Annotated in this window: 21 protein-coding genes; 11 read left to right on the top strand and 10 right to left on the bottom strand. The window is 73.2% G+C overall.

Annotation, left to right across the window (positions count from 1 at the left end; all coding sequences use genetic code 11):
* Position 1: 1 nt before the first annotated feature.
* Positions 2-529 carry a GNAT family N-acetyltransferase gene (locus HOQ23_RS04990; RefSeq protein WP_172212369.1) on the top strand — a complete coding sequence of 176 codons (528 nt, stop codon included), beginning with the start codon at positions 2-4 and terminating at the stop codon, positions 527-529.
* A complete protein-coding gene (locus HOQ23_RS04985) occupies positions 526-912 on the top strand; it encodes a hotdog domain-containing protein (protein WP_172212367.1) in 387 nt (128 codons plus the stop codon). The genes HOQ23_RS04990 and HOQ23_RS04985 overlap by 4 nt, the downstream gene beginning before the upstream one ends.
* A gap of 388 nt (positions 913-1300) precedes the next feature.
* Here HOQ23_RS04985 and rsrA read toward each other — a convergent pair whose 3' ends face one another.
* Together rsrA and HOQ23_RS04975 are read right to left on the bottom strand one after the other, a co-directional pair.
* Complete coding sequence (rsrA, locus tag HOQ23_RS04980; protein ID WP_172212365.1) at positions 1301-1579, bottom strand: mycothiol system anti-sigma-R factor; 279 nt, start codon at positions 1577-1579, stop codon at positions 1301-1303.
* A complete protein-coding gene (locus tag HOQ23_RS04975; protein ID WP_253945142.1) occupies positions 1579-2244 on the bottom strand; it encodes a sigma-70 family RNA polymerase sigma factor in 666 nt (221 codons plus the stop codon). The genes rsrA and HOQ23_RS04975 overlap by 1 nt, the downstream gene beginning before the upstream one ends.
* 139 nt (positions 2245-2383) lie before the next feature.
* Between HOQ23_RS04975 and HOQ23_RS20785 the strand changes: the two genes are divergently transcribed.
* Both HOQ23_RS20785 and HOQ23_RS04965 read left to right on the top strand, forming a co-directional pair.
* Positions 2384-2533, top strand: coding sequence for a GrpB family protein (locus HOQ23_RS20785; protein ID WP_367650373.1), 150 nt, complete (start codon positions 2384-2386; stop codon positions 2531-2533).
* A 220-nt stretch (positions 2534-2753) separates the two neighbouring features.
* The gene (locus tag HOQ23_RS04965) at positions 2754-4052 is read left to right on the top strand and encodes an HNH endonuclease signature motif containing protein (RefSeq protein WP_172212363.1); all 1299 of its coding nucleotides are present in this window, start codon (positions 2754-2756) and stop codon (positions 4050-4052) included.
* Positions 4053-4312: 260 nt separating this feature from the next.
* On the opposite strand, the gene HOQ23_RS04960 is transcribed toward HOQ23_RS04965, so the two are convergent.
* A complete protein-coding gene (locus tag HOQ23_RS04960; protein WP_172212361.1) occupies positions 4313-4984 on the bottom strand; it encodes an alpha/beta family hydrolase in 672 nt (223 codons plus the stop codon).
* Positions 4981-5745, bottom strand: a complete 765-nt coding sequence (locus HOQ23_RS04955) for an SOS response-associated peptidase (RefSeq protein ID WP_172212359.1) — start codon at positions 5743-5745, stop codon at positions 4981-4983. Before HOQ23_RS04955 ends, HOQ23_RS04960 begins: the two co-directional genes overlap by 4 nt.
* 64 nt (positions 5746-5809) lie before the next feature.
* Between HOQ23_RS04955 and HOQ23_RS04950 the strand changes: the two genes are divergently transcribed.
* The 3 genes from HOQ23_RS04950 to rsgA are packed head-to-tail and all read left to right on the top strand — an operon-like array spanning position 5810 to position 8645.
* Complete coding sequence (locus HOQ23_RS04950; RefSeq protein ID WP_172212357.1) at positions 5810-6334, top strand: DoxX family protein; 525 nt, start codon at positions 5810-5812, stop codon at positions 6332-6334.
* A gap of 35 nt (positions 6335-6369) precedes the next feature.
* Positions 6370-7644 (top strand): 3-phosphoshikimate 1-carboxyvinyltransferase, encoded by a 1275-nt coding sequence (gene aroA, locus HOQ23_RS04945; RefSeq protein WP_367650372.1) that lies wholly within the window; start codon positions 6370-6372, stop codon positions 7642-7644.
* 8 nt (positions 7645-7652) lie between these two features.
* On the top strand, positions 7653-8645 hold the full coding sequence (gene rsgA / locus HOQ23_RS04940) for a ribosome small subunit-dependent GTPase A (protein ID WP_172212355.1): 993 nt from the start codon (positions 7653-7655) through the stop codon (positions 8643-8645).
* A 4-nt stretch (positions 8646-8649) separates the two neighbouring features.
* Here rsgA and HOQ23_RS04935 read toward each other — a convergent pair whose 3' ends face one another.
* Entirely contained in the window at positions 8650-9087 is a 438-nt protein-coding gene (locus HOQ23_RS04935; protein WP_172212353.1) for a DUF2231 domain-containing protein, read from the bottom strand.
* A gap of 35 nt (positions 9088-9122) precedes the next feature.
* Here HOQ23_RS04935 and HOQ23_RS04930 point away from each other — a divergent pair, with 35 nt between their 5' ends.
* Complete coding sequence (locus HOQ23_RS04930) at positions 9123-10016, top strand: inositol monophosphatase family protein (protein ID WP_367650371.1); 894 nt, start codon at positions 9123-9125, stop codon at positions 10014-10016.
* 137 nt (positions 10017-10153) lie between these two features.
* Positions 10154-10585, top strand: coding sequence for a CBS domain-containing protein (locus HOQ23_RS04925; RefSeq protein ID WP_172212349.1), 432 nt, complete (start codon positions 10154-10156; stop codon positions 10583-10585).
* Between the two features lie 23 nt (positions 10586-10608).
* On the opposite strand, the gene lepB is transcribed toward HOQ23_RS04925, so the two are convergent.
* Positions 10609-11379: a signal peptidase I gene (gene lepB / locus HOQ23_RS04920; RefSeq protein WP_367650370.1), complete on the bottom strand. Its 771-nt coding sequence runs from the start codon at positions 11377-11379 to the stop codon at positions 10609-10611.
* A gap of 86 nt (positions 11380-11465) precedes the next feature.
* Between lepB and HOQ23_RS04915 the strand changes: the two genes are divergently transcribed.
* Entirely contained in the window at positions 11466-11834 is a 369-nt protein-coding gene (locus HOQ23_RS04915; protein ID WP_172212347.1) for an FKBP-type peptidyl-prolyl cis-trans isomerase, read from the top strand.
* 49 nt (positions 11835-11883) lie between these two features.
* Here HOQ23_RS04915 and HOQ23_RS04910 read toward each other — a convergent pair whose 3' ends face one another.
* A complete protein-coding gene (locus HOQ23_RS04910; protein ID WP_172212345.1) occupies positions 11884-12132 on the bottom strand; it encodes an RNA-binding S4 domain-containing protein in 249 nt (82 codons plus the stop codon).
* 46 nt (positions 12133-12178) lie between these two features.
* Positions 12179-13444 carry a DUF445 domain-containing protein gene (locus HOQ23_RS04905; RefSeq protein ID WP_367650369.1) on the bottom strand — a complete coding sequence of 422 codons (1266 nt, stop codon included), beginning with the start codon at positions 13442-13444 and terminating at the stop codon, positions 12179-12181.
* A 116-nt stretch (positions 13445-13560) separates the two neighbouring features.
* Between HOQ23_RS04905 and HOQ23_RS04900 the strand changes: the two genes are divergently transcribed.
* Positions 13561-15156, top strand: a complete 1596-nt coding sequence (locus tag HOQ23_RS04900; protein ID WP_172212343.1) for an MXAN_6640 family putative metalloprotease — start codon at positions 13561-13563, stop codon at positions 15154-15156.
* A gap of 57 nt (positions 15157-15213) precedes the next feature.
* On the opposite strand, the gene HOQ23_RS04895 is transcribed toward HOQ23_RS04900, so the two are convergent.
* Together HOQ23_RS04895 and HOQ23_RS04890 are read right to left on the bottom strand one after the other, a co-directional pair.
* Positions 15214-15504, bottom strand: a complete 291-nt coding sequence (locus HOQ23_RS04895; protein ID WP_172212473.1) for a chorismate mutase — start codon at positions 15502-15504, stop codon at positions 15214-15216.
* An 88-nt stretch (positions 15505-15592) separates the two neighbouring features.
* Positions 15593-18430: a crotonase/enoyl-CoA hydratase family protein gene (locus HOQ23_RS04890; protein ID WP_253945141.1), complete on the bottom strand. Its 2838-nt coding sequence runs from the start codon at positions 18428-18430 to the stop codon at positions 15593-15595.
* Positions 18431-18477: the final 47 nt, after the last annotated feature.

Genomic DNA, 18477 nt, shown 5'->3' with positions numbered 1-18477 from the left:
GATGACCGCCGCGCGCCCGACCGACGCCCGCGAGACGGGTCAGGGGCTGCGCGTGCGCCTCGCGACGGCGGCCGACCACGAGGCGGTCGGTGCGCTGGTGCTGGCCGCCTACGCCGGCTTCCTGAGCGGCCCGGACGACCCGTACGCCGCCCGGCTGCGCGACACCGCCGCCCGCGCGGCCCGGGCCGAGGTCTGGGTCGCCGCAGACCCCTCGGGCGAGGTGCTGGGCAGCGTCACGATCTGCCCGGACGGCTCCCCGTGGCGCGAGATCGCCCGGCCCGACGAGGGCGAGTTCCGGATGCTCGCCGTGGCGCCCTCGGCGCAGGGGCGCGGCGTGGGCGCCCGCCTGGTCGACCTCGTCGTCGAGCGTTCCAGGGCGGAGGGACGTCGCGCGGTCGTGCTGTCCAGCCTCGCGCAGATGCGCGCCGCCCACCGGGTCTACGAGCGGTTCGGCTTCGTGGCCGTCCCCGAGCGCGACTGGCGCCCGAGCCCGGACGTCTTCCTGCGGGCCTACCGGTTGGCGCTGTGAGCGAGGCGACGCTGCGCTTCACCGTCGCCTCCGCCGACACGGCCGTGTCGGTGGGCTCCGGCACGCTCCCGGAGCTCGCGACGCCGCGGCTGCTGGCCTGGCTCGAGGCCGCGACCTGCGCGGCCCTGGACCCCACCCTGCCGCCCGGCTCCGCGTCCGTGGGCACCCGCGTGACGCTCGAGCACCTCTCCCCCAGCCCGGTCGGCCAGGAGCTCGAGGTGAGCGCCTCCACGACGTACGCCGACGGGCGGCTGCACCGCTTCACCGTCGCGGCCCGGCACGTCGCGGGAGACCGTCTCGGCGCCGTCGTCGCGCACGGTGAGGTGACCCGCGTGGTGGTCGACGGCGACCGGTTCCTGACCCGGATTTCGCCTCGCCCCTGACATTTGGGAGACTTCTCCGTGGCCCGCCGGACATCCGTTGCAGGGTCGACGTCGATTCCGCAGGAGGACACCATGGGCAAGACCGGCCGCAAGCGCCGCGCTCGCAAGAAGAAGGGCGCGAACCACGGCAAGCGCCCCAACGCCTGAGCGCTGACACAAGCACTGAACCCCCGAGCCGTTCACGGCCGGGGGTTCGCTGCGTTTCGGGGGCATTTAGCGGGGCGGCTCCGGCCCCGGGGGTGCGCACAACCCAGCAACTGCGCGGTTGCGTGCACCGAGCACCCGCGCCTCGAGCGCCGGCTCGGCAGACCACAAGAGCCGACTCACCGCACCACAAGCGCCGACTCGCCGCACCACAAGCGCCGACTCGGCGTACGAGTGGGGCGGGTCAGCCCTCGGTGATGCGGATCTGCACCTCGCGGAGGCGGAAGACCACGCGGTCGCGCAGCTCCTGGGGGGCCGCCTCGGAGCAGGAGCGGGCGACGACAGACTTCACCGTGCGCTGGAGGTCGTACTTCTCCAGGCAGGGGTTGCAGGTGTCGAGGTGCACGCGCACGGCGTCGCAGTCGGCCTCGGCCAGCTCGTTGTCGATGAAGTAGACGATCTGTTCGAGGTAGTCGGCGCAGTCGGTGGCCGAGACCTCGTCGGGGTGCTCGGGCTGGGACATCACTTGCCCCCCGCCCGCGAGCTGGCGGTCAACAGGTCGTTGGCGCGCACGTAGTCGGAGAGCATGTCGCGCAGCTGGCGCCGGCCGCGGTGCAGCCGCGACATCACGGTGCCGATGGGGGTCTCCATGATCTCGGCGATCTCCTTGTAGGCGAAGCCCTCGACGTCGGCGAGGTAGACCGCGAGGCGGAACTCCTCGGGCAGCCGCTGCAGTGCGTCCTTCACCTGGGAGTCGGGGAGGTGCTCCAGCGCCTCCATCTCCGCCGACTTCAGCCCCGTGGAGCTGTGCGACTCCGCGCGGGCGAGCTGCCAGTCCTCGACGTCCTCGGACATCGACTGCTGCGGCTGGCGCTGCTTCTTGCGGTAGGTGTTGATGAAGGTGTTGGTCAGGATCCGGTACAGCCAGGCCTTCAGGTTGGTCCCGGGCCGGAACTGATGGAAGGAGGAGTACGCCTTCGCGAACGTCTCCTGGACCAGGTCCTCGGCGTCGGCCGGGTTGCGCGTCATGCGCATGGCCGCGGAGTACAGCGGGTCGAGGAACGGGAGCGCATCGCGCTCGAACCGGGCGGCGCGCTCCGCCTCGCTCTCGGTGGCCGGGTCGACGGGGGCGTCAGCAGGGGCGGCCTGCAGGGACTCCTCGAGGCCGGGCTCGGTGATATCAGTCATCACGTCCCAGAGTACGCCGCCCACGGGCGCTTCCATCAGTACCGTCACGCAGTCGAGAACGTCGCACGCCGCGCTGTCATTCCCGCCGCTCCCGCCGGTCGAGCTCATCGAGACTCCGCCGGTCGAGCTCGTCGGAGGCGTGGAGAAGCGCGACCTCGTCCTGGAGGACCATCAAGCCGGCTGGCCGGAGGCGTTCGCCAGCCACGAACGACGCATCCGCGAGGCGCTCGGACCGACCACCCAGGTCGAGCACATCGGGTCGACCTCGGTGCCGGGGCATCACAGCTAGCTGCGGAGCCCATCATTGACATCCTCGTCGTGGTCGAGGACATCACGAGCGCGGAGGACTATTCGACCAGCCTTGACTGAGCGCCAGCGACAGCGAACGCCGTCCGCTCCGAGAGGACCGTCCGCGCGGGCCCTCCGGGGAGCCTCGCGCCGGGACAGGTCTTTACCTTCGAATCCATCCGACCCCTTCCCCTCGAACGCATGTTCGAGTAAGATGAGGCATGGCCTCGCCCGAACTCCCCGACTGCGACACCCCAGCCGCCGTGCTGGCGTTCGCGCAGGAGCAGCGGGCTGCGGTGCAGCGGGGCGAGGTGCTGATCCTGGAGGCCGCCCTGGTGTGGGCGGCGATGCACCCGGAGGAGACGGTCGCTGCGCCGGCCGCCGGGCTGGTGTTCGGAGAGCTGGCCGTCCCTCTTGCCGGTGAGGGGACGCCGCTGGTGGCGGAGTTCGCCCCGATGGAGCTCGGCGCAGCTCTCGGCATGTCCACCGACGGCGCCCGAGGCCTCGTCGGTGACGCCCTCGAGTTGGCCCACCGGCTGCCGCGGATCTGGAAGCGCGTCCGCGCCGGCGAGGTCCCCGCTTGGAAGGCCCGCCGCATCGCGCAGCTCACCACCACGCTGCCGCTGGCCGGCGCCGAGTTCGTGGACCGCCAGCTCGCCGCGGTCGTGGACAAGGTCGGGTGGGCGGCGATCGGGCGTCTCCTCGACCGAGCCAAAGTGATGTTCGACCCCGAGGGTGCGGAGACAGAGCGCCGAGAGGCCGCGGACGGCCGACGGTTCGACGTCCACACCCGCGAGGCCGCGCACGACGGCACCATCCACGTCGAAGGGATTCTCGACCTCGCCGACGCGATGGATCTCGACACCGCGATCCGCCACGGCGCCGACGAGCTCGCCGCCCTCGGCAGCACCGAGTCCCTTGACGTGCGCCGCTCGATGGCCGCCGGCGAGCTCGCCCGACGACAGCTCGCCTTCGACCTCCGTGCCGAAGCCGGCGACGGCACCGCGTCGGTCCTCAAGCCGCGCCAGGTCGTCATCCACGTCCACCTCTCCCACGCCGCGATCAGCCGTGACGAAGCCGGCTTCGCGCAGATCGAGGAGACCCGGTCCATCGTCTCCACCGACCAGGTCCGCGACTGGTGCGCCAACCCCGACGCCCACGTGACCATCAAGCCGGTCATCGACCTCGAGGCCCACCACCACACCAACGCCTACGCGATCCCCGACCGGCTGACCGAGCAGACCACGCTTGCCCAACCGGTGTGCGCGTTCCCATGGTGTGAACGCCCCGCACGCCGCTGCGACACCGACCACGTCGTCGCGCATGGCGACGGTGGCCCGACGTGCAGTTGCAATCTCGCGCCGTTGTGCCGGCGACATCACCGGGCCAAGACCCACACCGCGTGGACCTACGACAAGACCGAAGCCGCCACCTATCTCTGGCGCTCGCCCCACGGTCTTCACCTCGTGAAGGACCACGCCACCACCCGCCTCGTCACCGCCCACCCGCCGGACGAGTAGATCCACCGCCCCGGACCCCGTCAGCACCCAGCCGGCGGGGCCATACCCCTGTCCTGCCGGCATTTCCTTGGCCTCGGGCGAGCTCGACCGCCGGGATCACCTCCGACAGCGGTCCGCGGTCGCCACCTCAACGCGTCGTCAGCGCCGGGGTCGGCCGCCAGGTCGATCCCCCGAGGTCGGGGGAGCTCCCGCCGGCGGGCCACGCCATGAACTCCGTGACTTCGACGAGCTCGGCCTGCCGGGGATATCTCCCCGGACGGTCAGGCCCCCGGGCTGTCTCGGGACCCGCAGATGTCGCGGACCACCCACTCGAGCACCGACTCGACGACGACGTCGAGCGCCTCCTCCTGCGAGAGCGGGCCGCGCGCGCCGACCTTGAGGCCGTGGTCCGCGCCGGGGACGACCGCGAGGTCGACGCCGCGGAGGCCCTCGGGGAACTCCTCGGGGCGGCCCATGGCGTCGCGCTCGCCCTGCACCACCAGCGTCGGCACGCCGGCGCCCTGGAGCTCGGCCAGGCGCGAGCGCTCCGGGCGACCGGGCGGGTGCAGCGGGAACGACAGCGCCAGGCACCCGGCTGCGTCGGCCAGCGAGGCGCAGCGGGCGGCGGAGCGCGCACCTGCGGAGCGCCCGCCGAGCACCAGCGGCACGCCGCCGCGCGGCGGGAGCGCCTCGACCGCGGCCAGCAGCGCCACGTCGAGGGTCGGCGGCGCGGTCGCGATCTTGCGGCCGGCAACGCGCCAGGGCTGCTCGAGGAGCGCGACGCTCACCCCCTGCGCGGGCAGCGCCTCGGCAAGCGCCGCCAGGTCCCGGCTCTCGATGCCGTTGCCGGCGCCGTGGCTCATCAGCAGGACCGCGGTCGGGGTCCCGGCGGCCGGTGTGGTCACCAGCCGCGCGGGGCCGTGGGCGGTGTCCAGCATCTGCTCGGCACTCATGTCAGGAGCTCCTCGGGGACGTCCTCGAGCGGCAGCGGCTCGACCAGGGACGGGCCGTTGTTGCGGACGTTGCTGACCGCGCGCGACACGGCGTACGCCTCCAAGCGGCCGGGCTCGGCCGGGGTGAGCAGGTCCAGCAGCGAGTCCTGCGCGGCGCGGGGGTCGAGCCAGGCGTGCCAGCGCTCGCGCTCGACCATCAGCGGCATCCGGTCGTGGATGCGCCCGAGGGAGTCCTCGGCGTCGGTGGTGATCACGGTGCAGGTCCAGCGGAACCGGGCCGGGTCGTCCTCGGCCTTGTCCGGGTGGCGCCAGATCTCATACAGCCCGGCCATCGCCAGGGAGCCACCGTCGCGGGGACGGATGAAGAACGGCTGCTTCACGGGCTTGCCGTTGCGGCCGGTCTCGGAGGTGGCGTACCACTCGAAGTAGCCGTCGGCGGGCAGCAGGCAGCGGCGGGCCGCGAACGCCTTGCGGTACGCCGGCTTCTCCGCGACCGTCTCCATCCGGGCGTTGATCATCCGGTTGCCGATCGAGGGGTCCTTGGCCCAGGACGGCACCAGTCCCCAGGTCAGCACCCGCAGCTGGCGGCGCGGCGGCTCCTCGCTCTCGCGCGACGGCGGGCGCTCGACGACGGCGTACACCTCCTTGGTGGGGGCGACGTTGTAGTCGGGCTCGAGGGCCGCCTCGATCATCGTCTCGGCAACGTCGAACTCCTCGACGAGCTCCTCGGGGCTCCGGCTCGAGGCGTATCGGCCACACATGGTGGCCAGCCTAACGGCGCGACTGACGCGCGTGACTGGTCCCAGCAGCGGGTACGGGGCGCGCATGACCCTCAGCAGACTGATCGCCCGCCCGCTGCTCTCCTCGCCGTTCGTCGTCGGCTCGGTCAACGCACTGCGCAACGCCGAGGCGCTGGGCACCAAGGCCGCCACGGTGACCGACAAGATCGCGCCCACGCTCCGCAACGCGGGAGTCCCGGTGCCCGCCGACCCCGCCGTGCTCGTGCGGATCAACGCCGGCACCCAGATCGCCGCCGGCCTGATGCTGGCCACCGGCCGGGCGCCGCGGCTGTCCTCGCTGGTGCTGGCCGGGTCCCTGATCCCGACCACCCTCGCCGGGCACGCGTTCTGGAAGGAGTCCGACCCGAAGGAGCGCAAGCGGGAGATGATCGCCTTCTTCGAGAACACCTCGATCCTCGGCGGCCTGCTGATCGCCTCCGGCGACACCGAGGGCAAGCCCGGACTGGCCTGGCGTGCCGGTCGCGCCGCCAAGGACGCGCGCCGCGAGGCCCGCCACCTGGCCGTCACCGCCCGCCGCGAGGCCGCGCTCGTCAAGGCCAAGGTGTCCTGAGTGCGGCCCGCCGCAGGTGCCCTAGTCTGTCGCGGGTGACGAGCCTGCCCGACCCCTGGCCCGCGCCCCGCGCGCACGCACCCATCGACGCCGTGGTCTCACTGCCGGGAAGCAAGTCGCTGACCAACCGGGCGCTCGTGCTGGCCGCGCTCTCCGAGGGCCCCTCGACCGTGCGCCGTCCGCTGCACTCGCGCGACTCCGCGCTGATGGTCGCCGCGCTGCGCGCGCTCGGGGTGGGCCTCGAGACGGCCGGCGAGGACGGCCAGGACTGGCAGGTCACCCCGGCTCCGCTGACCCGCGACGCCGACGTCGACTGCGGGCTGGCCGGCACCGTGATGCGGTTCGTGCCGCCCGTCGCGGCGCTCTCCACGGGCACCGTCGCCTTCGACGGCGACACCCACATGCGCAACCGGCCGGTCGGCGAGGTGCTCACCGCCCTGCGCGCGCTGGGGGTGGACGTCGAGGGCGACGCTCTTCCGTTCACGGTCCGCGGCGCCGGCTCCGTGCGCGGCGGCCGCGTCGTCGTCGACGCGTCGTCGTCCTCGCAGTTCGTCTCCGCGCTGCTGCTTGCCGGCGCGCGCTTCGAGCACGGCGTGGAGGTCGTCCACGACGGCAAGCCCGTCCCGTCCCTGCCGCACATCGACATGACCGTCGCGGTGCTGCGCCGCCACGGGGTGGAGGTCGACGACTCCCAGCCGAACACCTGGCGGGTCTCCCCCGGCCCGGTCCGCGCCGTGGACCACCTGATCGAGCCCGACCTGTCCAACGCCGCGCCGTTCCTCGCTCTCGCGGCCGTCTCCGGCGGCACCATGACCGTGCGCGACTGGCCCCGCTCCACGACCCAGGCGGGCGACGCGCTGCGTGAGATCCTGAGCGCCATGGGCTGCGAGGTCACCCACGACGAGACCGGGCTGCGCGTCACCGGCCCGGCCGAGCTGCGCGGCGTCGACCTCGACCTGCACGACGTCGGCGAGCTCGCCCCCGCGGTCGCCGCCCTCTGCGCGCTGGCCACCACCCCCTCGCACCTGCGCGGGATCGCCCACATCCGCCACCACGAGACCGACCGGCTGGCCGCGCTGGCCACCGAGCTCGGCCACCTGGGCGCCGATGTGGAGGAGCACGACGACGGGCTCTCCTTCCGCCCGGCGCCGCTGCACGGCGGGGTGTTCCACACCTACGCCGACCACCGGATGGCCCACGCGGGCGTCATCGTCGGCGCCGCCGTGGACGGCGTGCTCGTCGAGGACGTCGCGACCACCGCCAAGACCTTCCCCGACTTCGCCGGCTTCTGGGCCGGCCTGTTCGGCTGAGCGGGCTGATGGCCACCGGTCGCTACTCCACCCACGACGTCGAGCACTACGACCGGCCGCGGCGGCGTACCCGCCCCCGCACGAAGGACCGCCCCACCTACGACGACGCGGTGCGCGGCGTGGTCGTCACCGTCGACCGCGGCCGCTTCACGCTCCTGGTCGGCGACCGCACCGTGACCGCCATGAAGGCCCGCCCGCTGGGCCGCAAGGGCGTCGTGGTCGGCGACCGGGTCCGCGTCGTCGGCGACGTCTCCGGGGCCGACGGGGCGCTGGCGCGCATCGTCGAGGTCGAGGAGCGGCTGACCACGCTGCGGCGTACCGCCGACGACGACGACCCCGTCGAGCGGATCATCGTGGCGAACGCCGAGCAGATGGTGATCGTCACCGCCCTGGCCGACCCCGAGCCCCAGCCACGCCTGCTCGACCGCGCGCTGGTGGCCGCCTTCGACGCGGGCATGCAGCCGCTGCTGTGCCTGACCAAGGCCGACCTGGCCGACCCGGCGCCCCTGCTGTCGACCTACAGCTCGCTGGGCGTGCCGTGGGTGGTGACCCAGCGCGGCGGCGACCTCGACGAGCTGCGCGAGCGGCTCGCGGGCCGCACCAGCGTGATGCTGGGCTCCAGCGGCGTCGGCAAGTCCACGCTGGTCAACGCACTGGTCCCCGACGCCCACCGCGACGTCGGCCACGTGAACGCGGTGACCGGGCGCGGGCGGCACACCTCGACCTCGGCCTACATGCTCTCACTGCCCGGCGGCGACGGCTGGATCATCGACACCCCCGGCATCCGCTCCTTCGGCCTGGCCCACGTCGAGCCCGAGCACCTCATCGAAGCCTTCCCCGACCTCGACGAGATGACCGAGGACTGCCCGCGCGGCTGCACCCACGGCAGCGACGAGCCCGAGTGCGGGCTCGATGACGCGCTGGCCGCCGGCACCGTGGACCCCGAGCGGGTGGAGTCGTTCCGCCGGCTGCTCGCCGCGCGCAGCGAGCCCGGCTACTGAGGCGTCAGCGCCCGCCCCACACCGCCTGCGCGCCCGCGTCACCGGTCGCGACCACCGCGACCAGGCAGGCCAGCGCCGCGAGCACCAGCAGCACGCGTACGACGAGGCGCACGGCCCCCGAGCGCGCGTGCAGCAGTCCGGCGAGCACGGCCAGGACCGCCAGCACCAGCGTCGTGGCCAGCGCGTACGCCGCCCGGTCCTCGTGGGTGGAGACCGCCGGCAGCTGGCGCAGCGCGGGGTTGGCGTCGAGCAGGTCGCGGCCCGAGAGGAACGCCGCCACCACGAACCCCGCCGCCGTCACGGCCGCCGCCACCATCGGCCAGCGGGCCCACTCCCGGGTGCGCGGGACGACGTACAGCAGCGAGAGGAGGGAGGCGAGCGGACCGAGCACGACCGCGCCGTGGATGACCAGCGCGTGCAGCGGGACGCCGTTGATCTGCATGCGCAGATGATGCACCGGCAGGCTGAAAGTAGCCTGTGCCTGTGGCCACCGACTTCACCGACGACCTGCGCCTCGCGCACGTCCTCGCCGACGACGCAGACTCGCTGACGACGGCGCGCTTCAAGGCGCTGGACCTGCACGTCATGAGCAAGCCGGACCTGACCCCGGTGACCGACGCCGACCAGGCGGTCGAGGAGGGCATCCGGCGCACCCTGTCCCGAGTCCGCTCCCGCGACGCGATCACCGGCGAGGAGCAGGGCTCCACCGGCACCAGCGCGCGCCGCTGGATCGTCGACCCGATCGATGGCACCAAGAACTTCGTGCGCGGCGTCCCGGTCTGGGCGACGCTCATCTCGCTCGTGGTCGACGACGAGGTCGTCGTGGGCGTGGTCTCCGCTCCGCAGCTGCAGCGCCGCTGGTGGGCCCACAAGGGCGGCGGCGCCTGGACCGGGCGCTCCCTGCTCAAGGCCACCCAGTGCCACGTCTCCGACGTGCGCCGTCTCGAGGACGCCTCACTGTCCTACTCCAGCCTGTCCGGGTGGGAGGAACGCGGCCGCCTCGACGACTTCCTCTCGCTGATGCGCCGCTGCTGGCGCACCCGGGCGTACGGCGACTTCTGGTCCTACATGCTGCTCGCGGAGGGCGCGGTCGACATCGCGGCCGAGCCCGAGCTGGAGGTCTACGACATGGCCGCCCTCGACGTGATCGTGCGCGAGGCCGGTGGCCGGTTCACCTCCCTGGACGGCAACGCCGGCCCCTGGGGCGGCAACGCGCTGGCCACCAACGCCCACCTGCACGACGCGGCGCTGGCCTTCCTCGCCTCGATGCCTCACGACGAGTCCGACCCCGACTCCCGCTCGCACGGCCACGCCTCGGTCTCCGACCTGCGCGCCCATCGGCTGCGTGCGGCGGACGAGCTGTCCGAGTAGGCGTCCCGCCGACCTGCCCTGACCGACTGGTCTTGACCGGGGCGATCGTCGGGTCCGGGAGCCTGTTCGGCGCCCGCGATCCGCAGTAGCGTCGTCGCACGCCGTCACCGGCACGGCGCCAGCGACGGAGGTCCGCCATGAACATCGACGACGTCCTGCGGGCCAAGGAGCACCCCGAGGTGGTCACCATCTCCCCCGACGCCGGCGTGCGCGAGCTCCTCGCGCTGCTCGCCGAGCACAACATCGGCGCCGTCGTCGTGAGCCGGGACGCGACGACGCTGGAGGGCATCGTCAGCGAGCGCGACGTGGTCCGGCACCTGCACGCCGACGGCACGGTGGTCAACAACACCGTCGGGGCGATCATGACCCCGACCGTCGAGACCTGCGCCCCGGACACCGACCTGGACGCCGTCATGAAGACGATGACCGACCGCCGGGTCCGGCACCTGCCGGTGGTCCACGAGGACGCCGTCGTGGGCGTCATCAGCATCGGCGACGTGGTGAAGCACAAGATCGGCCAGCTGCAGTTCGAGCGCGACGAGCTCGACCGCTACGTGCACCAGTCCTGAGGCGCGGGCAGCCGCGCCGGGTCTCAGCTCTCGCCGAGCGCCCGGGCGAGCTCGTCGAAGGCGTTGGGACGGTGCAGGAGGCCGATCCGGTCCGCGGGCCAGACCCGCGAGAACGCCTTGCCGACGACCAGCTCGACCGGCACGAACTCCTCGCCCGACACGCAGTCGGTCTCGACGCTCGCGCCGCGGCACAGGTGGACGCTGGAGTCGGCCGAGGCGTCGCGGTGGTCGCCCATCACGAACACGTGCCCGGGCGGGACCGGTCCGGCGCTCCACGAGCAGTCCTGGGTGGGCATCGGCCCGTCGCAGTCCTCGTCGTTGCGGGTGAACTCGCTGCTGTCCAGCGGGACCCCGTTGATCAGCAGCCGGCCCTGGTCGTCGCAGCAGCGGATGACGTCGCCCTCGACCCCGATGACGCGCTTCACCAGGTGCCCGCCGGTCGGGTAGAGCCCGATCTTGCTCAGCGCCTGGGCCATCGCGCCGCCCGGCTCGCTGGCGCTGCCGGCCAGCCAGCCGCCCGGGTCCTCGAAGACCACCGCGTCGCCGCGCTCGGGGGTGCCGTCGCCCCAGTAGGACACCTTCTGCACCAGGATCCGGTCGTCGACCTCCATCCCCGGCTCCATCGAGCCGGACGGGATGTAGAAGGCCTGCACGAAGAAGGTCTTCACGATGAAGGACAGCACCAGGGCCGCCGCCAGCAGGATCAGCGACTCCTGCCAGACCGAGAGACGGCGATGGTGCACCGGGGCCGCCTCCACGTCGGGCGCGTCCGGGCGCTCATCGTCGTTGTGCACGTCTACCTCTGTTCCTCCCGCCCCGGAGCCTCACCGGGGCGGTGGCTATCGTGGCACGTCATCCCTGACGCAACTGAGAGGGCACCATGAACAAGCCTGAGATCGACTTCCCCGACTTCGACGCGCCGTCCGACCTGGTCATCACCGACCTCACCGTCGGTGAGGGCGAGGAGGCCAAGGCCGGGCAGACCGTCACCGTGCACTACGTCGGGGTCGCGCACTCGACCGGCGAGCAGTTCGACGCCTCCTACGACCGTGGCGAGCCGCTGACGTTCCGCCTCGGCGTCGGCCAGGTCATCTCCGGGTGGGACACCGGCGTGCAGGGCATGAAGGTCGGCGGCCGCCGCCAGCTCGTCATCCCGCCGCACCTGGGGTACGGCGACCGCGGCGCGGGCGGCGTGATCAAGCCCGGCGAGACGCTGATCTTCGTGTGCGACCTGGTCGCGGTGCGCTGATCCGCTGACCGCACCCCGGGGCCGTCAGCCACCGGGGCACGTGCCGTCCTCACCAGGGCAGGTCGTCGTACGCCGACTCGTCGGCCACGCGCGCGGCCTGCTCCCCCAGGACCACCACGTCGCCCCGGACGAGCTGGCGGCCCCGACGCGTCTCCACCTCGCCGTTGACCAGCACGCGGCCCTCGGAGAGCGGGATCTTCGCCTCCGCCCCGCTCTCGACCAGGTTGGCCAGCTTGAGGAACTGGCCCAGCCGGATGGTGTCGCGGACCGGGACGTCGAAGGGCTCGGGGGTGGGCATGGGACAAGTCAACCCCACCGGCCCGCACGCGCCGCGGCGGGCCGGGTCAGGCGGCGAGCACGCTGACGGTGTGGATCAGCACCCCCACGAGGCCGCCGACGATCGTGCCATTGATCCGGATGAACTGCAGGTCACGGCCGACGTGCAGCTCGATGCGCCGCGCCGCCTCCTTGCCGTCCCAGCGCTCGATCGTGTGGGTGATCACCGCGGTGATCTCCTCGCCGTACCGCTCCACGCCGAAGACGGCGGCGTCCGCGGCCATGCCGTCGAGGCGCTCGCGCAGCGCGCGGTCGTCCTGGAGGCGCTGGGCGAACGCCGCGAGCTCGACCAGCAGCCGGCTGCGCACCGCTCCCTCGGGGTCCTGCAGGGAGGTGGTCAGCGCCCGGCGCAGGGCGTTCCACAGCGAGACCGAGGAGGCGATCACCTGCGGGTGGTCCAGCAGCCGGTCCTTGAGCCGCTCGGTGCGCTCCTGGGTGGCGGGGTCCTCGAGCAGGTCGTGGGCGAGCTGGCCGAGCACCGAGTCCAGCGCCTCGCGGACGTGGTGGCGCGGGTCGTCGCGAATGTCGGCCACCCAGCGCACCAGCTCCACGTGGATGCGGGCGGTCACCTTGTCGTTGAGCACCGGCGGCGTCCACCAGGGCGCCCGCTCCCCCAGGACCTCGGTCACCGTGTCGGGGTTGGCCACCAGCCAGTCGTGCAGCTCGGAGACCGCGAGGTCGACCAGGCCGCGGTGCAGGTCGTCGTTCAGCGTCTCGGCGAGCAGGCCGCCGAGCAGCGGCGCGATGGGCTCCTCGTGGAAGCGCGGGACCAGCGCGTCGCGCACGAGGGACTCGACGTGCTCGTCGCGGACCTTGGTCAGCGCGATCGCGGCCACGTCGGCGACCTCGTCGACCACCCGGCGGGCGTGGCTGGGCTCCCCGAGCCACCGCCCCACACGCAGCGAGACCTCGGCGCTGGTGATCCGCTCGCGGATGATGTCCTCGTGCAGGAAGTTCTCCCCCACGAACTCCTGCAGGCCCTGGCCCAGCTGGTCCTTGCGCTTGGGGATCAGCGCCGTGTGCGGCACCGGGATCCCCAGCGGGTGGCGGAACAGCGCCGTCACGGCGAACCAGTCGGCGATCGCGCCGACCATCGAGGCCTCCGCGCCCGCGTTCACGAACCCCCAGAACCCGTCCTCGCCCAGCGTCAGGGCGTAGACGAGCGCGGCGAGCAGGAGCAGGGACACCGCGACGGTACGCATCCGACGCAGCCCCTGGCGCCGTACCTCGTCGGCGGCCGGGTCCCCGGTGATCATCTCGATAGTGGCGCTCACGTCGCGATTGTGGCCGACGCCCGAAGCGCGGGGGGTTTGCCATTCCGCTCCGGACGGGCAGTCTTGACCAGAGCACGGCGCCCGGGGGCGCCGCCCCCGAGACACGAAGGAACTTCATGCGCCGCACCGCCGCCGCCGTCCTGGTGGCACTGAGCACGGCCTTCACGGTCCTGCCCGCCACCCTCCCGACCGCGATGCCCACCGCGAGCGCGCACGAGGAGGCGCCCCTGCCGGTCGACGAGCTCGAGGAGCCGCTCGAGGACGGCGGCGCGGTCGCCCCGACCGCCGAGTCCGCACAGGCCGCGCTCGAGGGCGCGACCGAGCTCATCGAGGGCACCGCCGGCGAGGCCGAGCGGGCCGAGGCGACGCTGACCCTGCGCGACCTCGCCCTCTCCATGCCGCTGCTGCGCGGCGACGACCGGGCCCGTGCGAAGGCGATCCTCGCCCGGCCCACCCAGGGTGCCGGCGACCCCTACGGCGACGGGTACACCGTGCCCTCCAAGCGCAAGTGCAAGGGCAACGTGTGCGTCCACTGGGTCCCCAGCACCTCCGACGCCCCGCCGAGCCAGGCCTGGGTGAACACCAACCTCACGGTGCTCAACAAGGTCTGGCGCCACCACACCAAGACGATGGGCTACCGCAGCCCGCCGAGCGACCGCCGCTGGTACCGCGACAACGGCGGCAACGGCAAGTTCGACGTCTACCTCGCCGACCTCGGCAGCCGTGGCCTCTACGGCTACTGCGCCCCGGAGGCGGTCCTCGGGGGCAAGAAGGGCCGGGGACGGGCGATCAGCTTCTGCGTCCTCGACAACGACTTCTCCGAGTTCCGCGGCTCGCCCAAGGCCAACCTCAAGGTGACCGCCGCCCACGAGCTCTTCCACGCCGTGCAGTTCGCCTACGACGTCAACGAGGACCGCTGGTTCATGGAGTCCACCGCGACCTGGATCGAGGAGCGCTTCGCGGACGCCGTCAACGACAACCGCCAGTACCTCAGCCAGAGCCAGGTCGTGCTGCCCGGCCGGGCGCTCGACTCGCTGTCGACCACCGGCTTCACCCAGTACGCCTCCTGGATCTTTTGGGAGTACCTCGGCAACCGCTTCGGCAACAAGATCGTGCGCCAGATCTGGGAGCGCGCCGTCCCGCAGCGCGGCAAGCTGTACTCGATCAAGGCCACGGCCGCCGTCCTGAAGAAGCGCGGCGGGTTCGCCAACGTGTTCCGCGCGTACTCGGCCGCGAACGCCCGCCCCGCGGCGTCGTACCCCGAGGGCAAGGCGTGGCCCTCCCCGACCATCGCCGAGCGCTACAAGCTCGGTCGCAAGGACACCCGGAAGGTCTCGCTGCGCCTGAACCACCTCAGCGCCCAGCACTACGTGGTGAAGCCCGCGAAGTCGCTGAAGGGCAAGAAGTGGAAGCTGCGGGTCACCGTGAACGGCCCCAACCGCGCCTCCGCGCCGGGCGCCTACCTCCACGTGAACCGCAAGAAGGGTGGCGCCGGCAAGGCGATCAGCCTCAACCGCAAGGGCAAGGGCGGCACCACGATCGCCTTCAACAAGCGCGCGGTCCGCAGCGTGACCATCACCCTCAGCAACGGCTCCACGCGCTACCGCTGCCACAAGCAGCCCGCGACCGCGACGACGATCTACAGCTGCCGGGGCAAGCCCCGTGACCAGAGCCAGGCCTTCCGCCTGACGCTCAAGACCCTCAAGGGCTGAGCACGGAGCGAGGCGCCGGCGCCGCGGTGAGGACCGCGACGCCGGCGCCGTTGCGTCTCAGGACTGCGGGTCCCCGGGCTCCTGGAGCCGGCGGTGGTTGCGGATGACCTCGTCGATGACCAGGGCCAGGAACTTCTCCGCGAAGTGCGGGTCGAGCCCCGAGCTCTCCGCCAGCTGACGCAGCCGGGCGATCTGCACCGCCTCGCGTGCCGGGTCCGCCGCGGGCATCTCCGCGCGCGCCTTGAGCTCGCCGACCTGCTGGGTGCACTTGAAGCGCTCCGCCAGCAGGTGCACCAGCGCGGCATCGAGGTTGTCGATGCTCGACCGGAGTCGGGTCAGCTCGGCCATCGCCTTCTCATCGCTCACGGGAGAATGCAAGCATCCCGGTCCCACGCCGCGCCCGGGCGGGTCGACGACGGCCCGCCCGAGCGCCTGCTCAACGGCCCTGCCACACCGGGCTGCGGTGCTCCGCGAAGGCGGCGATCCCCTCCTTGGCGTCCTGCGAGGTGACCGCCACCGAGGCGAGGTCGCTCTGCCGGGCGAACGCCTCTCCCGGCGCCCAGTACGGCGACTCCTCGACGATGCGCCGACTCACCTGCACCGACAGCGGTGCGTTGGCCACGATCTCCTCGGCAAGCGCCAGCGCGGCGTCCAGCACGGCGCCCGGCTCGGCCAGCCGGTTGACCAGGCCGAGCTCGGCGAGGCGGGTCGCCGGCATCGGGTTGCCGGTGAGCGCGAGCTCCATCGCCACGTTGCGTGGCAGCCGCTCGGTCAGCCGCATCACGCCGCCGGCGGCGGCCACCAGCCCGCGCTTCGGCTCGGGGATGCCGAACTGCGACTCGGTCGAGGCGACCACCAGGTCAGCGATCAGGGCGAGCTCGCACCCGCCGGCGAGGGCGTGGCCCTCGACCGCGGCGATCACCGGCTTGGCGATCGGCAGCGCCGAGATCCCCAACGGTCCGCGCTTCTCGGTGAGCGCGAACTGCCCCGCAGCGGCGGCCTTGAGGTCCATGCCCGCGGAGAAGGTCCCGCCCGCCCCGGTGAGCACCGCGACCCGGGCCTCCGGGTCCGCCTCGAAGGCGTCGATGACGCGCTCCAGCAGGCGCGCGGTGCGCAGGTCGATGGCGTTGCGGCGCTCGGGGCGGTTGAGCGTGACCACCAGCACCGGGCCGCGGCGCTCGACCAGCACCGGCGGCTCGGGCGGCTCGGGCAGGGTGGCGCGCTCCTCGCCGACGAACGCCAGGGTGCGGACGTCCTCGACCTGCACGGGCAGCCCCAGCGGGTCGGCGCCGACGATGCAGTCGAGCACCTCCGGCTGGGTGCTGCGCACCAGCACCCGCGCGCCGTCGGGCGTGAGCACGCTGAGGATGCCGGCCTCGGGGGCGCCGTCGCGCCCGTACTGGGCCGTCGCGGCCTCCACCACGCCGGGTCCGGCGTAGGAGTCCAGCGCCGGGCGGGCGCGCTCGGGCAGCAGCACCGGCGCGAGCGCGCGGTACGGCGTGCGCGGCGGGGTGGCGGAGTAGATGCCCAGCGCGTGCTTGGTGACGAACCAGCCCAGCGAGGTCGACAGTCCGTAGGACTCCGGGTCGCGGCGCAGCCGGTCCACCAGGGTGGCCACGGCGTGGGTGCCGTAGTTGTTGCCCGGTCCCCCCGCGAAGGTCAGGCCGCCGGTCACCGACAGCGGGCGCTCGGGGTCCTCGAGCGGGAAGCCGAGCTCGCCTGCGGCGATCTGCACGGCCGCGGGGAAGCAGGAGTACAGGTCCACGTGGCGCACGTCGTCGGGGCCGATGCCCGCGTGGGCGAACGCCGCCTCGCCGATCGCGCGGATCGCGGGCGACGCGGCCAGGTCGCGCCGCTCGGAGACGAACCACTCGTCGTACGCCGCGGCGCCGGCGTGCAGGAAGACCCACTTGTCCTGCGCGATGCCCAGCGCGGTGGCGGCCGCCACGCTCGTCACGACCACGCCGGCGGCGAGGTCCACCTGCAGGTTCGCGCACAGCAGCTTCGGGTAGGGCTCGCTGATCATCCGGTTGCCGGCGTCCGGCGTGGCCAGCTGCTCGGGGGTGTGCGCCCGGGGCAGCCAGGCGTACTCGTTGCCGGCCGCGACCTCGGAGAGCCGCGACCAGAGCCCGGCGATCGTGCGGCGGTGCTCGGCCGGGGACTCCCCCGCCTTGGCGCGCAGCGCGGACTCCATCAGCGCGTAGGTGTACACCGGCACGCTCAGGCCAGCGGCGGTCTCCGGCCCGTTGTTGGCCTCGCGGTCGCTGCCGAGGACGGTCGTCGGCACGACGTCGCGCTCCTGCACCGGCCAGCCGAGGTCGAGGCCCTGCTTCTGCGCGGCGGCGAGGGTCGCGCCCGCCTCGGCACCGCTGACCAGCACCACCTCGGCGCGGCCATCGGCCACCGCCTGGCCCGCGGTGTTGATGAGCACCTGCCCCGCGTCCCCGCCGTACGGCGCGGACATCGCGGTCTCGCGCGGGGTCGCGCCAAGCTGCTCGGCGATCAGGCGACCCGCGTCGCGGTAGGTCCACGAGGCGCTGGCGACGTAGTAGACCGCGTCGGCGGCCTGGAGCAGCTGCTCGCCGGCCCCGCTGTCCTCGGCCGCCCGGCGCAGGGCCCGGGTCGCCAGCGTCGCCGGGTCGGCCGTGCCCTGCGGGTCCTCGAGGTCGGGGCGGCGCTGCACGACCTGGCCGGCCCCGACCAGGACTGGGGTGCGGGGGTCGAGGCGGATGCCGGTGCGCTCGTGCACGACGCTGCGCTGGGGGAACCGGGCGCCGGTGCTCTCGGCCGGGTCGGCGGCGAGCTCCGCGGCCAGGGCCGCGAACCGCTCGGCGGACTCGACCAGCGCCTCCTCGACGCTGGCGGCGACGGTGGCGCCGAGCGGGCCCTCGACCGGGTCCCCGCCGATGCCGGCGCGGATCCTGAAGGCGACCTGCCCGTCGTCGTCCTGCCCGACCTCGAGGCGCAGCGCGAGGGTGAGGTTCATCGGCCCGGCGCCGTCGAGCGCGGTCAGCCCCTCGGCCGCCTCGCTCACCACCCACGAGATGTCGGCGGGGATCCCCATCAGGGTCACCTGCTCCTCGAAGCTGTCCCCGGTGCTGGCCACCTCCGGCGGCGCCTCGCGGAACGCCGCGTGCATGCTCAGCCAATCGGCGTGCCGGGCGGGGTTGGCGACCAGGGCGCTCGCGACGGCGAGCGGAGCCGCGAGGTCGGCGCGCGCCTCCACCAGGCGCGGGAAGCCGGTGAGCTGGGCGGGCAGGTCGGCGGGGGCCATCGCATCTCCAAAAAAAGTCAGGCGTGACTGTTTGTTCTCGGATCGTA

This window comes from Nocardioides sp. zg-DK7169 (genome assembly GCF_013155365.1).
GTDB lineage: Bacteria > Actinomycetota > Actinomycetes > Propionibacteriales > Nocardioidaceae > Nocardioides.
The sequence above is the reverse complement of the archived record's forward strand: the minus strand, read 5'-3'. Positions and strand labels throughout refer to the sequence as shown.